The organism is Halocynthiibacter sp., from assembly GCF_049608145.1.
Classification (GTDB): Bacteria; Pseudomonadota; Alphaproteobacteria; order Rhodobacterales; family Rhodobacteraceae; genus Halocynthiibacter.
This window is the reverse complement of record NZ_JBMYXF010000017.1, coordinates 45,614-58,760: the sequence shown is the minus strand read 5'-3', so window position 1 is coordinate 58,760 and position 13,147 is coordinate 45,614. Positions and strand designations below refer to the sequence as shown.

The window sequence follows — 13,147 nt, the reverse complement described above, 5'->3', positions numbered from 1 at the left end:
CTGACGGGGATCAGAGTGGTGGAACGAGTCAAAACAGAATCCTTTCAAAGCCAGGCAAGCCTATCCGGCGCATGGCCACGACCCTGATGGGGTCGGCTGATGAGTATGAAAGGTTCCGGAACCTGTGCCGTGACAAAGAGAGCAACAAGAGCCATCTGTCAAATCGGGGTGATATGTCAGCGTAGGAAGAAAGCTGAAGCTTAAAGTGAAATCAGGTTATGGTGTTGTTTTTAAAATGAAAAAACAGGATGAAACGCTATTTTCAAGATAACAAAAGACCAGTTTGCGCAGACTATTGCTTTCTTTCGCGCAGACTTCTGCTTTTTTTGGCAAAAAACTTTAACTGGCGATCCCGCGAGGACTCGAACCCCGAACCCTCTGCTTAGAAGGCAGATGCTCTATCCAGTTGAGCTACGGGACCGCCGTTTGACCCGTAGGTCAGTCACTGTATCGCGAAATTTTACGGACAGTGAAAGCGAAAAATCCGGGGATTTCCGGAAATATCCGAAAATCAATGTGTCCATACCTGCCGACGGTCAGTGGCAAAATTCTCACCGTAACCATTTGGACGAACAATTGGCTTCCGTGCGTTAGGCTGCTGAACCGTCACGTCAATTCCGTTATCCTTGGCATAATCTAAGGCAGCGTCTTTACTGTCAAATGTCATGCGCACCTGGCTTTGGGTGTCATCGGAAGAAGTCCAGCCCATCAAAGGGTCTACTTCACGCGCATTCACAGGGGCGAATTCTAAAACCCAGTTCCGGGTTTTCGCTGTACCGGACTGCATAGCATTGCGGGCAGGCTTAAAGAGACGGGCGCGCATGGGGTTTCCTCAGATTGGTTGCTTACACAAGAAATAGCGTCAAACCTGATAGTGGTGCAAGAGGGTAAAGCTATTTCAAGAGAGATGCTTGCGCGGATTGGTTGCCAGATCGGATGGGGAGTGAGGGGTGGGTGGGTGGTTCACCCGATCTAGCAACCGTTTCTGCTGCTTGCCCCTGTAATCTAGGCTATGTTTGGTTGCGGTCGCAACCCCTAAAATTACCTTAAGTTGCATTTATTTTCCACTTTAATCGTTAATCGTGCAACGCTTTCTTAACCAATTTCGGCCTTGCCCCATCAAACAGGCTACTTCCCCTTGCAGAAGAACAAAAAGAGGACAAAAATATCACAGACAAAGGAATCACCCGTGACAAGCAGTGACATTCAAATCGATCCGACGACAGGCCTGACCAAAGGCGCCGGGCGCAGCAAGCTAACGAAAATGGAGGGTGGCAAACGATTTGTTATGCATTCCGATTTTTCTCCGGCTGGCGATCAGCCCAATGCCATTCGTGATATCAGCACTGCGATCAATGAAGGTGAACGTGATCAGGTGCTGCTGGGGGCAACTGGTACTGGGAAAACCTTCACTATGGCAAAGGTCATTGAAGAAACCCAACGACCTGCCATTATCCTTGCGCCGAATAAAACCCTCGCGGCACAGCTCTATGGGGAAATGAAGGGGTTCTTTCCGGAAAACTCGGTCGAATATTTCGTTAGTTTCTACGATTACTATCAACCGGAGGCTTATGTACCACGGTCCGACACCTTCATTGAAAAAGAAAGCCAGATCAACGAACAGATCGACCGGATGCGCCATGCGGCCACGCGGTCTTTGCTGGAACGAGATGATGTAATTATCGTGGCCTCAGTCAGCTGCATCTATGGCATTGGTTCTTCTGAAACCTATACTGCAATGACCCAGGACCTGATTGCGGGCAACGAATATGATCAACGTGGGATTATGTCCGGGCTGATCGAACAGCAATATAAACGCAATGACAATGCGTTTTCGCGTGGGACATTTCGTGTCCGTGGGGACAGTCTGGAAATCTGGCCAAGCCATCTTGAAGACCGGGGTTGGCGTCTGTCTTTCTTTGGCGACGAACTGGAAGCCATCACTGAATTTGACACTTTGACCGGTGCGAAATCTGCAGAGCTGGAACAAGTCCGGGTCTATGCGAATTCGCATTATGTGACCCCGCGCCCGACCCTATTGCAGGCGGTAAAATCCATTAAGGAAGAACTTGCCGTACGTCTTGCCCAGTTCGAAGCCGAAGGCAAACTTCTGGAACACCAGAGACTTGAACAACGTGTAAAATTTGATCTCGAGATGATCGAAGCACAGGGATATTGCAACGGGATCGAAAATTATTCCCGTTATCTGACAGGGCGAAATCCGGGTGAACCACCCCCCACCCTGTTTGAATATATCCCTGACAATGCAATCGTCTTTGCCGATGAAAGCCATGTTTCTGTTCCGCAGATCGGCGGCATGTATCGAGGAGATTACCGTCGTAAATTTACGCTTTCCGAACATGGTTTCCGCCTGCCTTCCTGCTTGGACAACCGCCCTCTGAAATTTGAAGAATGGGATGCGATGCGATCGCAATCTGTCTTTGTCTCTGCCACCCCTGCAAGCTGGGAAATGGAACAAACGGGTGGCATCTTTGTTGAACAGGTGATCCGCCCCACAGGTCTGCTGGATCCCCTCATCGAAATTCGCCCTGTCGAAACCCAGGTCGATGATCTCTTGGATGAGGTGCGCAAAATGGTTGCAGGGGGCTTCCGCACGCTTGTCACCACTCTGACAAAACGCATGTCTGAAGATCTCACAGAATACCTGCATGAACAGGGTGTCAAAGTGCGTTATATGCACAGTGATATTGATACATTGGAACGGATCGAAATCCTCAGAGACCTGCGCTTGGGGGCATTTGATGTCCTGGTGGGGATCAACCTTCTGCGTGAGGGGTTGGATATTCCAGAATGCGGCCTGGTCGCAATTCTTGATGCCGACAAAGAAGGGTTCCTGCGATCTGAAACTTCGCTTATTCAGACGATTGGCCGTGCTGCCCGCAACGCCGAAGGCCGCGTTATCATGTACGCAGATAAAATCACCGGCTCTATGCAGCGCGCGATGGATGAAACAGATCGCCGCCGCGAACGGCAGATGGCTTACAATGAAGAACATGGCATCACGCCAACCACGGTCAAGAAAAATGTCGAAGACGTTCTTGCCGGGTTGTATGACGGCGATGTGGACATGAACCGGGTGACCGCAACCATTGATAAGCCGCTGCATGGTGCAAACCTCGAAGCCCATCTGAATGGGTTGCGTGACGAGATGCGCAAAGCCGCTGAAAACCTCGAGTTTGAAGAAGCCGCCCGCCTACGTGATGAAGTCAAACGTCTGGAAGCTGTGGATTTGGCCGTGTCTGGTAATCCCCTGGCCCGCCAAAGTGCAATCGACGCCGCAGTTGAAGATGCGCACAACGCGGGTGGTCGCTCAAATGCTGGCAAAGCAGGAACCAGAGCACGCAGAGGAAAGCAACGTTAAATCAGAACCACGCCTGTCCATTTACGGGCGTGGTTTTTCGTCCCAGTCATCAGACAAAATACGCTGACTGTCGCCATCTGGATCTTCATATTGGCTGGAACGCAGGGTCCAGACAAATCCAACAAGACCAAGACCGCCAAGAAACAGGGAAACAGGAATCAACCAAGCAAGAACATTCATTTGTCTTCCTCCGTAGCGGATCCACGCAACCGCAAGGCGTTCAGCGAAACTAGAATGGATGACGTTGACATTGCCAAGGCCGCTGCAAGCGGACTTGCAAAACCAAGCAGGGCAACGGGAACCGAAACTGCGTTATACCCCGCAGCAATTGCAAAATTTTCTAGGATACGCCGACGGGCGGATCGGGCGATGGCACGCGCATCCGGGATTGCACCAAGACGATTACCAAGCAAAACGATGTCAGATGCCACACGGGCTGCATCAAGGGCAGAAGCAGGGGAAACAGACACATGGGCTGACGCAAGCGCAACTGTATCATTCAACCCATCTCCGACCATCAATACCTTGTGCCCTTCATTGGCCAATTCTGTCAGCGCCTGTGCCTTATCTTCCGGTCGCATCCGTGCATGCCACTGGCTGATCCCAAGACCAGTTGCGGCATGTTCTACTGCAGCGTCATTGTCACCAGACAACAAAACCACCGTCAGACCGTCCTTTTGCAAGGCTGCGACCGTGTCAGCTGCATCAGGGCGCAAGTGATCTTCGAAAGGGATTTCCAAGACATCACCAGAAGCGGTACGCAACCAAGTTGCCGTCCCCTGCCCCGCATCAGCGCCAAGCCATTGGGCGCGCCCCAGGGCGACAGGAACGCCATCAAGTTCGGCCTCTACCCCCTTGCCCGGCAGCTCACGGATTTGGGTCAGCTCAACTGGGACAACGCTATGGGCCTGCAAAGCGCTTACCAATGCTTGCGCAAGGGGATGTGCGGAATGATAAGCCAGTGCAAGGGCCAGACGTTGTTGATCAGCACTCAAGGCATTAAGTGCCCCCGGGACAACCTCCCCATCTGTCAGCGTTCCGGTTTTATCAAAGACAACACAATCGATTTCAGCGAGGCGTTCAAGGGCCGTGGCGTTTTTGACCAAAAGCCCTTTACGAAATAGGTTACCGGACGCTGCAGTCACCACAGCTGGCACAGCAAGACCAAGGGCACAGGGGCATGTGATAATCAGTACGGCAACTGCGATATTCAACGCCAGACGCACATCTCCGCCTGATGCCCAGAGCCAACCGACAAAAGCCAGAAAAGCCAGCAAATGGACCCCCGGCGCATAGATTTGTGCCGCACGATCAGCAAGCGAAGAATACCGGTTCTTGGCCCCTTCTGCGATCGTAACAAGATCTGCCATGCGCGACAAAGAACTGTCACGGCCCGCAGCCGTCACCGTAATTTCAAGAGGCCCAGTTAGATTTACTTCGCCTGCGCTGACGATGGTGTTTTCCGCAATTGCGACAGGCAAGGTTTCCCCGGTCAGCAAGGAACGGTCGACCTCGCTTTCGCCATTTAATACGGTCCCGTCGACTGGAATACGTGCGCCGGGGCGTACAAATATCACATCACCCATCACAATATCCGCAACGGGGGTGGTTACGTTACCTTCAGTCGTTACGCGGGTGACCCTGGGCACTTCTAGCGCGGTCAGTTCTTCTGCGGCGGATCGCGCGGCGCGGCGCGTACGCTGATCAAGGTAGCGCCCGGCAAGCAAGAAAAATGTCAACGAAAGCGCCGCGTCAAAATACGCATCTTCGCCACCATTCATGACTTCGAACAGGCTCATCCCGCCAGCAAGAAGGATTGCCAGTGAAATTGGTACATCCATATTCAAGTGGCGTGCACGCAGGGCCGTCCAGGCATTCTGAAAGAACGGTTGGCCGGCCCAGATGATGACCGGCAACGCAATTGCAGCAGAAATCCAGTGGAATAAATCGCGGGTCGCGGCTTCGGCCCCAGACCAGACAGCAACAGACAAAAGCATCACATTCATCTGGGCAAACCCGGAAATACCAAGTCGCAACAACAGTTTACGCGCAGCCTTGTCCGCCGCGCCTGCAGAAAGCGTCGTGCTGTCCAGTTCATGCGCCGGATAGCCAATGCCAGCAAGGGCTTCGACCAGATCGGCCGCTTCTTGATTTTCGTCAGCCTCAATTGCCACACGTTTCAACGACAGGTTTACCCGTGCTGATGTGACCCCTGGCAGACTGACCAGTTTGCGTTCAACTGCAGAAATACAGCCCGCGCAATGAATGGATGGTAAAGACAGAAGTATATTGCCCTTTCCTGCCATGCGGTTTTGCGCAATCTGTTCCGCCATGGGCGCGGCAGCGCAAGCGGGACAGGCAGAATATGATGCAACCTCAGCCATTTACCTTACATTCCAGATCATCAATACATAGATCGTGGCGCTGCTGGAATTCAGTCCCATCAGGGGCGCGTAGCACAAGGCGTAACTGCCATGACCCAGGTGCCAGATCGATGTCCGCCACATAATCTGTGCCGTTGAACTGTAGGTCGGGCACAAAATCATCACGTACATGGGTACGGCGTGCAATCAGGGCATCAACCCGGGCAACCTCAAGCGGGGCACCATGCACATCACGGATCTGCACCAGAAGCTGCCCCTCTTCTACCTTGCCCTCGACCTGCCAACCAAGAGCTTCCTGACGGGCCCGGTTGGCGTCAAAAGACTGGCTGGCGACGTAAGAATTCTTCACCTCAAGCCCGGGAAACGTGTTCACCGCGCTATAGGCAAGGAAAAGGTTCACCGATATGATCACCCCAAAGCCAAAGGCAAACATGCCAAAGACATGCCAGCCGGTCAGTTTGCGACCTGATTGTTGATTGTGAGAGGTCATCTTCTTCTCTTTCCCGTCTTATTCACGGCCATTGAATACACTATCCGCATGGGCGCGGTCACCATTTTCAAGGTCAGTGATCCAGATCCGTACATCCGTGACCTTGCTGCTTGCGGCAGGAGAGGTTTCAGGCACAGTCAGATACACACGTATTGTGCGCAATTCATCCGCAGGGACAGAAACCTGGCTGAAATCTGCACCTTCAATTTCAAGCTGCATAGGGACGTCGGACCGGGCCATCAATTCAAAGCTGTGTTCTTCACCGTGTTTGTTACGCAGTCGAATGTCATAAGCATTACGGATTGACCCGTCAGACATGGTGATGAACACAGGGCTGCGTACCGGGGCAACTGAAATATCCAAATCAGACCGGATAAACAACATAAACAGCAACCCAACCCCGATCAACGACCAGAGACCAGTGTAAATCATAGTACGCAGGCGGAAGATGTGTTTCCAAGGGCTGACAGGGGTTTTACCTGCAGTTTCAGTCACCTCATCCTTCAACGCCATATACCCAATCAGGCCACGTGGCTTACCGATTTTATCCATGATTTCGTCGCAGGCATCGATACACAGCGCACAGGTGATACATTCCATCTGCTGGCCATCCCGGATATCAATCCCAGCTGGGCAAACATTCACACAGGCCATGCAATCAATACAATCGCCTTTTGATCCTTCTTCTTCACCTTTACGCAGTTTACCGCGTGGTTCCCCCCGCCAATGGCGATAGGCCACGGTAAGCGTATCTGTATCCATCATCGCGGCCTGAATACGTGGCCATGGGCACATATAGTTACAGACCTGTTCGCGCATGAAGCCGCCGAAAATGAACGTGGTCACTGTCATCACAAGAATTGTGGAATAGGCCACTGCATGGGCGTTGAACGTAATCAGATCTACGGCCAGCGTGGGTGCATCGGTAAAATAGAACACCCAAGCCCCGCCCGTGGCGACTGAGATCAGCAACCAGACGATCCATTTCGTCACGCGCAAACGAAGCTTGTGGAAATCCATTTTTTTCTGTCGGTGTAGGCGCAAACGGGCATTGCGGTCACCTTCGATCCAGCGCTCTACCAGAATGAACAGATCAACCCAGACAGTCTGCGGGCAGGTATAGCCGCACCAGACCCGCCCAAGGGCAGATGTGAAAAGAAACAGACCAAGACCCGCCATGATCAGAAGGCCACCTACGAAGTAGAATTCATAAGGCCAAATTTCGATCCAGAAAAAGTAGAAACGCCGGCTGGCAAGATCTAGCAGTACAGCCTGATCCGGCAGTTCAGTTCCCCGGTCCCAGCGAATCCAAGGAATCAGATAATAGATCCCTAACGTGACAGCCATGATCAACCATTTCAGGTTACGAAAACGTCCATAAACACGTTTTGGAAAGACGGGCTCGCGGGCAGCGTAGAGGCTGGGGGCTTGCTGAGAATCACTCACGGATAGGTCCGTTCTTTAACTGTTATGCTTCACGAATATTAAATCAGCGTCCCTTTTCCTTTGACATCTGTCAAAGTGACGCTGAATAAAGGTGGCGCCGACCCCCAGGAAACGCGCGAACAGGACGGGGATCAGCGCCTGTACCAGAAGCGGTCACTTCCGGTATTCTTTGCCGGCTGGCCGGTGGCTTATTCGCCACCGCCCAGCTGGTGAACATACAGAGACACAGCACGGATATCAGCTTCTGACATGCCGCGTGCGCTCCAGGATGGCATCACACCGAAACGGGCATTTGCGATCGTTTCAGTCAGCGCAGCTTCGTCACCGCCAAACAGCCAGATACGGTCAGTCAGATCCGGCGCCCCCTGGAAACGATCACCTTTGCCTTCATCGCCGTGGCAAGACGCACAGTTATCAAGGTAAAGTTCGGAACCAGCAGCAGCGAGATCCAGATTGCCTTCCTGGCCGGAAATGATCTGCACATGTGAAACAAGGGATGCAATTTCTTCTTCAGACATAAAGTCGCCAAAGGCAGGCATCTGAGAGAAACGCGCATCCATATCATCTTCATTCCGGATGCCGTGGTTTACAGTCGTGTAGATGTCCTCAATTGAACCACCCCACAGCCAGTCATTGTCAACCAGCGCCGGGTAACCTTTTGCACCGCCACCACCTGCGCCGTGGCACTGAATGCACCAAGTTTCGTAAACCGCTTCACCCGCATTGCGTGCAAACGCTGCAAGTTCCGCATCGTCCCCTACCGTGTTCAGGTCGGCCGCTTCCAGCTTGGCTTCGATCGGTGCGTTTGCAGCATCGAAACGTGCGATTTCAGCGGCAACTTCACCACGTGTGGAATACCCAAGCAAACCCGGGGTCGCGCCGTTGATCATTGGCCAAGCTGGGTATGCGATCATATAGCCAATACCCCAGATGATGCAGAGGTACAGGCACCACAACCACCAGCGCGGCAGAGGGTTGTTCCATTCCTGAATACCATCCCACTCGTGACCAGTGGTTTCGACTTCGGTTTGCTCATTACGTTTTTTAGCAGCCATTAGCGTTTCTCCTCAGGCTGAACATCGGCGATCGGGGCATTTTCATGCCGGAACGGGATGTCGGCAGTGTCGCGATAGGTGCGGGTTGAGCCTGGGCGCATAACCCAGAACACAACACCAATGAAGAAGCAAAACAACGCCAGAAGCATCCAGCTGTCTGCAAATTCCCGAAGGATAGAATAGGTGTCCATTCTGATCCCCCCTTACCGGCTTGCGTCAGGCGTAAAGGTCGAGAAATCAACCAAAGTACCCAACATCTGCAAATACGCCACCAGAGCATCCATCTCAGAAACACCCGGTTTGCGGTCAAAGTTACGCACCTGTGCACCAGGATAGCGTTCAACCAAAGCATCCCAATCACCGTCTGGATCGACTTGCACGTTAAAGTCCGCACGGGCGTTTTCGATCATCTCGTCGGTATACGGGACACCGACCAGACGGTGTGTCGCCAGAAGTTCGTCGATATATTCACCATCAAGGAGCGTATCCTCCAGATATGCATATTTCGGCATAATGGATTCAGGCACCACAGATTGTGGATCACTCAGGTGATCAACATGCCATTCATCAGAATAGCGGCCACCAACACGAGCCAGATCAGGTCCGGTACGTTTGGAACCCCACTGATGCGGATGGTCATATTTGCTTTCCGCAGCCAATGAATAGTGACCATAACGTTCAACTTCATCACGCATCGGACGGATCATCTGCGAGTGACAGGTATAACAACCTTCGCGGATGTAGATGTCACGCCCGGCCAGTTCCAGCGGGGAATAGGGGCGCATGCCTTCTACATCCTCGATGGTGTTTTCCAGCCAGAACAAAGGTGCGATCTCAACGATCCCCCCGATGGAAACAACCGCGAGGCTGCCCACCAGAAGAAGAGTTGCGTTACGTTCAATGACGCCGTGTTTATCAAGAATTCCCATATCAGGCGCTCCTTATTCTGCGGGTGCCATTGCGGGGGATGCGTCTTCTTTTGGCGCACCTTTCGCAACAGTCATCCAGAGGTTCCATGCCATGATCAGCGCACCAGTGAGGTAAAGAACACCGCCGAGACTACGAACCACATACATTGGGAATTTAGCTTCTACAGTGTCAGCAAATGTGTTCACGAGGAACCCGTTTGCATCCACTTCACGCCACATCAGGCCTTCCATGATACCGGTGACCCACAGGGACGCCGCATACAGAACGATGCCCACAGTCGCCAACCAGAAATGCCAGTTGATGGCTTTATTGGAATAGATGCCCGCTTTGTTCCACAGTTTGGGGAACAAGAAGTACAGCGCACCAAATGTCACCATGCCGTTCCAACCAAGCGCACCAGAATGCACGTGACCAATGGTCCAGTCGGTGTAGTGCGACAGCGAGTTCACAGCGCGAATAGACATCATCGGACCTTCAAAGGTGGACATGCCGTAGAACGCCAGAGACACAACCATCATACGCAGGATTGGATCTGTGCGCAGCTTGTCCCAAGCCCCTTGCAAGGTCATCAGACCGTTGATCATACCACCCCAGCTCGGCATCCACAGGATGATTGAGAAGACCATGCCCAATGTACCGGCCCAGTCAGGCAAAGCGGTGTAATGCAAGTGGTGAGGTCCAGCCCAGATATACAGGAAGATCAGCGCCCAGAAGTGAATGATGGACAGTTTGTAAGAATAAACTGGACGTTCAGCTTGCTTTGGAACGAAGTAATACATCATGCCCAAGAAACCCGCAGTCAGGAAGAAACCAACCGCGTTGTGGCCATACCACCATTGAACCATCGCATCTTGCACACCGGAAAACAGCTGCACGGATTTGGATCCAAAGATGGACACCGGCAGGGACAAGTTGTTCACAATGTGCAACATGGCCACGGTGATGATGAAAGACAGATAGAACCAGTTCGCCACATAGATGTGGGGTTCTTTCCGTTTCATCAGCGTGCCCATGAACACAATAAGATATGCAACCCAGACGATGGTCAGCCAGATATCGACATACCATTCAGGTTCCGCGTATTCTTTGGATTGTGTCGCGCCCAGCAGATAGCCGGTTGCAGCCAATACGATGAACAGATTGTAGCCCCAGAACACAAACCACGCGAGATTGCCGCCCCAGAGACGGGCAGCAGTGGTGCGCTGCAGAACGTAGAAAGATGTGGCGATCAGCGCGTTACCACCAAAAGCGAAAATCACGGCAGAAGTATGCAACGGACGCAGACGACCAAAGTTTCCGATCCCATCCATGATGGACAGGTTCAACGCCGGAAAGGCCAGCTGAAATGCAATAAAGGTTCCGACAAGGAAACCCACAACGCCCCAGAACGTAGTTGCGACAACACCGTATCTTACGACGTCATCCATATATTCACCGCTTGCCGGTGCCGGCACTTCGTCAGCGCGTCGTACATTCCAGAGAAATAGTCCGCCCGCGACAAGCATGACAATCACCGCGTGAACCTGGTATGCGAGGTCGCGCGCATATGACGCCGCGATCGCTGCCAGCAGGGTGATCACCGCAAGCGCGGCAATTTTCACATAGTCCCACATAAAGTTGCTCCTTCCGTCGCGCCCCCAGGATTCGGAGACGCATTTTCCCGTGTATCAGTCCTATGGAATGATGGCCTCTTCCATTCCTTGATCCATGTCAAACATTTAACCCTAGCTGCGGGTTAATGTCGCTACAGTTATTTTAGAAAATGGAGACCTCACATGGGGTACAACTCAATCATGAGCGTGCTGCCAGAGGCCGATCTGGACAAATCTGCGCTTTCAGCCGCAATTGAGATCAGCCGTCAGGCAGATGCGCACTTGGATGTGCTGGCCATGGGGCTTGACCGCACCCCTACTGCACACCTGTATGCAGGGGCTAACGCATTGATACAACAGGATGCCCGCAATGATGCAGTCAAAAGCGCATCCGATATAGCAAAGGCATCAAAAGAACGTCTGCGAGGCGAAGGCACTCGCTGGGCAGTGGACGAAGGTGTGGTGCATTTACCCCTTCTGAACCGGTATGTTGCAAGCCGAGCACGCTTTGCGGACCTGGTGATTATGCCGCAACCCTATGGGGAAGGCAAAGGCGCCGAATACGAAGCAATTTGCGAATCAGCTCTGTTTGACGCAAGGGTTCCACTGCTGGTCTGTCCACAGAAGTTTGCCAAGATCGACGCCCGCCGCATTGTCATAGGCTGGAACGAAAGCCCCGAAGCATTGGCTGCAATTCGTGCTGCCCTGCCTGTTCTCAAGGCAGCCGAACTTGTTTCAATCGCCGTAATCGATCCGCCTGTACACAGTGCTGACCGTTCTGATCCCGGTGGCCCGCTGTCAAAAATGCTGGCACGCCACGGGGTGACAACGCAGATTTCTGTTCTGTCAAAATCCATGCCACGCATTTCAGATGTTTTGATGCGCCATATGTCCGACATCGATGCTGGTCTGATGGTCATGGGAGCCTATGGGCATTCCCGTTTCCGCGAAGCCATTCTGGGCGGCGCGACCCGGGACATGTTGCAGAACATTGAAAAGCCTGTGTTGTTCTCACACTAAGCAAATTTCAATCTGCACCGCCCCTTGGTGGTGCAGATGCTTTAGGCCGCGTAATCGTCGCCGGTTTCCTGATAGAGCTTTGTGATGTCAGGCACTGTAACACTGCGGTTTTTCTCAAGCGTGATAATACCTTCGCGTTTCAGCGCTGATATCTGCCGGCTAACGGTTTCCAGCGTCAGACCAAGATAATCCGCCATAGATTCACGTGTCAGAGGCAGATCAAAGCAAATATCCAGATCCAGAAGGTCTGCTGTCTGCTCATGTTGACGTTTAGAAATAAATGTCAGCAGGCTTGCGATTTTTTCGCGTGCGGTCTTGCGCCCTAGCAACAAAAGCCATTCCCGTGCGGAATCCAGTTCATCCAATGTCATTTCAAGAAGACGTTGGCTAAGATGCGGCGTACGGGCCAGAAGCGCTTCGAAAGGGGCGAGGCGGAAACAGCACATCACAACATCGGTCGTCGCCGTCACATCATATAATGATGTTTCCCGTCCGGGTCGGCCCACAAAATCAGATGGCAACAACAACCCGGTCATCTGGGTGCGGCCATCTTCCATCGTCTGCGTCAGCGTGGCAACGCCTTTGATGATAGACCCGACGAATTCCAGCTTATCGCCCGCGAAAATGATTGGCTGACCAGCTTCGTACGTGCGGTAATACTTGAACTGATCCAGTTCTTCCAGTTCCGAGCCATTACAATGCGCACAGACCGCCCGTGCCCGGATTGGGCAGGTGTCGCAGGTCTTAGGGCGAATATCAGGTGTTTGCTGTGACATTTAATAACGGTTCCTGCAGCGATACTGTTCCAAACTTTCCACTGACAACCCCCGATTCATACACACAGGGCA

At 52.6% G+C, this 13,147-nt stretch carries 12 protein-coding genes and 1 tRNA gene; 2 read left to right on the top strand and 11 right to left on the bottom strand.

Translation table 11 applies throughout. The annotated features are described in order from the left end of the window. Window positions 1-344: 344 nt before the first annotated feature. Together ACPGUT_RS07525 and ACPGUT_RS07520 are read right to left on the bottom strand one after the other, a co-directional pair. Window positions 345-421 (bottom strand) — tRNA-Arg (locus ACPGUT_RS07525). A gap of 90 nt (window positions 422-511) precedes the next feature. After that, a complete protein-coding gene (locus tag ACPGUT_RS07520) occupies window positions 512-823 on the bottom strand; it encodes an ETC complex I subunit (protein WP_423989969.1) in 312 nt (103 codons plus the stop codon). A gap of 441 nt (window positions 824-1,264) precedes the next feature. On the opposite strand from ACPGUT_RS07520, the gene uvrB reads away from it, so the two are divergent. After that, complete coding sequence (gene uvrB / locus ACPGUT_RS07515; protein WP_423989973.1) at window positions 1,265-3,382, top strand: excinuclease ABC subunit UvrB; 2,118 nt, start codon at window positions 1,265-1,267, stop codon at window positions 3,380-3,382. A 21-nt stretch (window positions 3,383-3,403) separates the two neighbouring features. On the opposite strand, the gene ccoS is transcribed toward uvrB, so the two are convergent. The 8 genes from ccoS to ccoN all read right to left on the bottom strand — a co-directional run bounded on the left by ccoS (window position 3,404) and on the right by ccoN (window position 11,300). After that, on the bottom strand, window positions 3,404-3,562 hold the full coding sequence (ccoS, locus tag ACPGUT_RS07510) for a cbb3-type cytochrome oxidase assembly protein CcoS (RefSeq protein WP_423989967.1): 159 nt from the start codon (window positions 3,560-3,562) through the stop codon (window positions 3,404-3,406). Further along, window positions 3,559-5,766, bottom strand: a complete 2,208-nt coding sequence (locus ACPGUT_RS07505) for a heavy metal translocating P-type ATPase (protein ID WP_423989965.1) — start codon at window positions 5,764-5,766, stop codon at window positions 3,559-3,561. The genes ccoS and ACPGUT_RS07505 overlap by 4 nt, the downstream gene beginning before the upstream one ends. Continuing rightward, window positions 5,759-6,256 carry a FixH family protein gene (locus ACPGUT_RS07500; protein WP_423989963.1) on the bottom strand — a complete coding sequence of 166 codons (498 nt, stop codon included), beginning with the start codon at window positions 6,254-6,256 and terminating at the stop codon, window positions 5,759-5,761. The genes ACPGUT_RS07505 and ACPGUT_RS07500 overlap by 8 nt, the downstream gene beginning before the upstream one ends. Before the next feature lie 18 nt (window positions 6,257-6,274). Continuing rightward, window positions 6,275-7,702, bottom strand: a complete 1,428-nt coding sequence (ccoG, locus tag ACPGUT_RS07495) for a cytochrome c oxidase accessory protein CcoG (RefSeq protein ID WP_423989961.1) — start codon at window positions 7,700-7,702, stop codon at window positions 6,275-6,277. 188 nt (window positions 7,703-7,890) lie between these two features. Next, window positions 7,891-8,757, bottom strand: coding sequence for a cytochrome-c oxidase, cbb3-type subunit III (gene ccoP, locus ACPGUT_RS07490; protein ID WP_423989959.1), 867 nt, complete (start codon window positions 8,755-8,757; stop codon window positions 7,891-7,893). Continuing rightward, window positions 8,757-8,948 (bottom strand): cbb3-type cytochrome c oxidase subunit 3, encoded by a 192-nt coding sequence (locus ACPGUT_RS07485; RefSeq protein ID WP_423989957.1) that lies wholly within the window; start codon window positions 8,946-8,948, stop codon window positions 8,757-8,759. The genes ccoP and ACPGUT_RS07485 overlap by 1 nt, the downstream gene beginning before the upstream one ends. A 12-nt stretch (window positions 8,949-8,960) precedes the next feature. Next, window positions 8,961-9,686, bottom strand: a complete 726-nt coding sequence (gene ccoO, locus ACPGUT_RS07480; protein WP_423989955.1) for a cytochrome-c oxidase, cbb3-type subunit II — start codon at window positions 9,684-9,686, stop codon at window positions 8,961-8,963. A 12-nt stretch (window positions 9,687-9,698) separates the two neighbouring features. Beyond that, complete coding sequence (ccoN, locus tag ACPGUT_RS07475; RefSeq protein ID WP_423989953.1) at window positions 9,699-11,300, bottom strand: cytochrome-c oxidase, cbb3-type subunit I; 1,602 nt, start codon at window positions 11,298-11,300, stop codon at window positions 9,699-9,701. A gap of 162 nt (window positions 11,301-11,462) precedes the next feature. On the opposite strand from ccoN, the gene ACPGUT_RS07470 reads away from it, so the two are divergent. Further along, the gene (locus ACPGUT_RS07470; RefSeq protein WP_423989951.1) at window positions 11,463-12,299 is read left to right on the top strand and encodes a universal stress protein; all 837 of its coding nucleotides are present in this window, start codon (window positions 11,463-11,465) and stop codon (window positions 12,297-12,299) included. 41 nt (window positions 12,300-12,340) lie between these two features. On the opposite strand, the gene fnrL is transcribed toward ACPGUT_RS07470, so the two are convergent. Continuing rightward, complete coding sequence (fnrL, locus tag ACPGUT_RS07465; protein WP_423989949.1) at window positions 12,341-13,075, bottom strand: transcriptional regulator FnrL; 735 nt, start codon at window positions 13,073-13,075, stop codon at window positions 12,341-12,343. Window positions 13,076-13,147: the final 72 nt, after the last annotated feature.

What these genes read in the sequence shown, in the direction of transcription:
- ACPGUT_RS07520 (WP_423989969.1), bottom strand. Translation starts at nt 823, where the DNA reads ATGCGCGCCCGTCTCTTTAAGCCTGCCCGCAATGCTATGCAGTCCGGT.
- uvrB (WP_423989973.1), top strand. Translation starts at nt 1,265, where the DNA reads ATGGAGGGTGGCAAACGATTTGTTATGCATTCCGATTTTTCTCCGGCT.
- ccoS (WP_423989967.1), bottom strand. Translation starts at nt 3,562, where the DNA reads ATGAATGTTCTTGCTTGGTTGATTCCTGTTTCCCTGTTTCTTGGCGGT.
- ACPGUT_RS07505 (WP_423989965.1), bottom strand. Translation starts at nt 5,766, where the DNA reads ATGGCTGAGGTTGCATCATATTCTGCCTGTCCCGCTTGCGCTGCCGCG.
- ACPGUT_RS07500 (WP_423989963.1), bottom strand. Translation starts at nt 6,256, where the DNA reads ATGACCTCTCACAATCAACAATCAGGTCGCAAACTGACCGGCTGGCAT.
- ccoP (WP_423989959.1), bottom strand. Translation starts at nt 8,757, where the DNA reads ATGGCTGCTAAAAAACGTAATGAGCAAACCGAAGTCGAAACCACTGGT.
- ACPGUT_RS07485 (WP_423989957.1), bottom strand. Translation starts at nt 8,948, where the DNA reads ATGGACACCTATTCTATCCTTCGGGAATTTGCAGACAGCTGGATGCTT.
- ccoO (WP_423989955.1), bottom strand. Translation starts at nt 9,686, where the DNA reads ATGGGAATTCTTGATAAACACGGCGTCATTGAACGTAACGCAACTCTT.
- ccoN (WP_423989953.1), bottom strand. Translation starts at nt 11,300, where the DNA reads ATGTGGGACTATGTGAAAATTGCCGCGCTTGCGGTGATCACCCTGCTG.
- ACPGUT_RS07470 (WP_423989951.1), top strand. Translation starts at nt 11,463, where the DNA reads ATGGGGTACAACTCAATCATGAGCGTGCTGCCAGAGGCCGATCTGGAC.
- fnrL (WP_423989949.1), bottom strand. Translation starts at nt 13,075, where the DNA reads ATGTCACAGCAAACACCTGATATTCGCCCTAAGACCTGCGACACCTGC.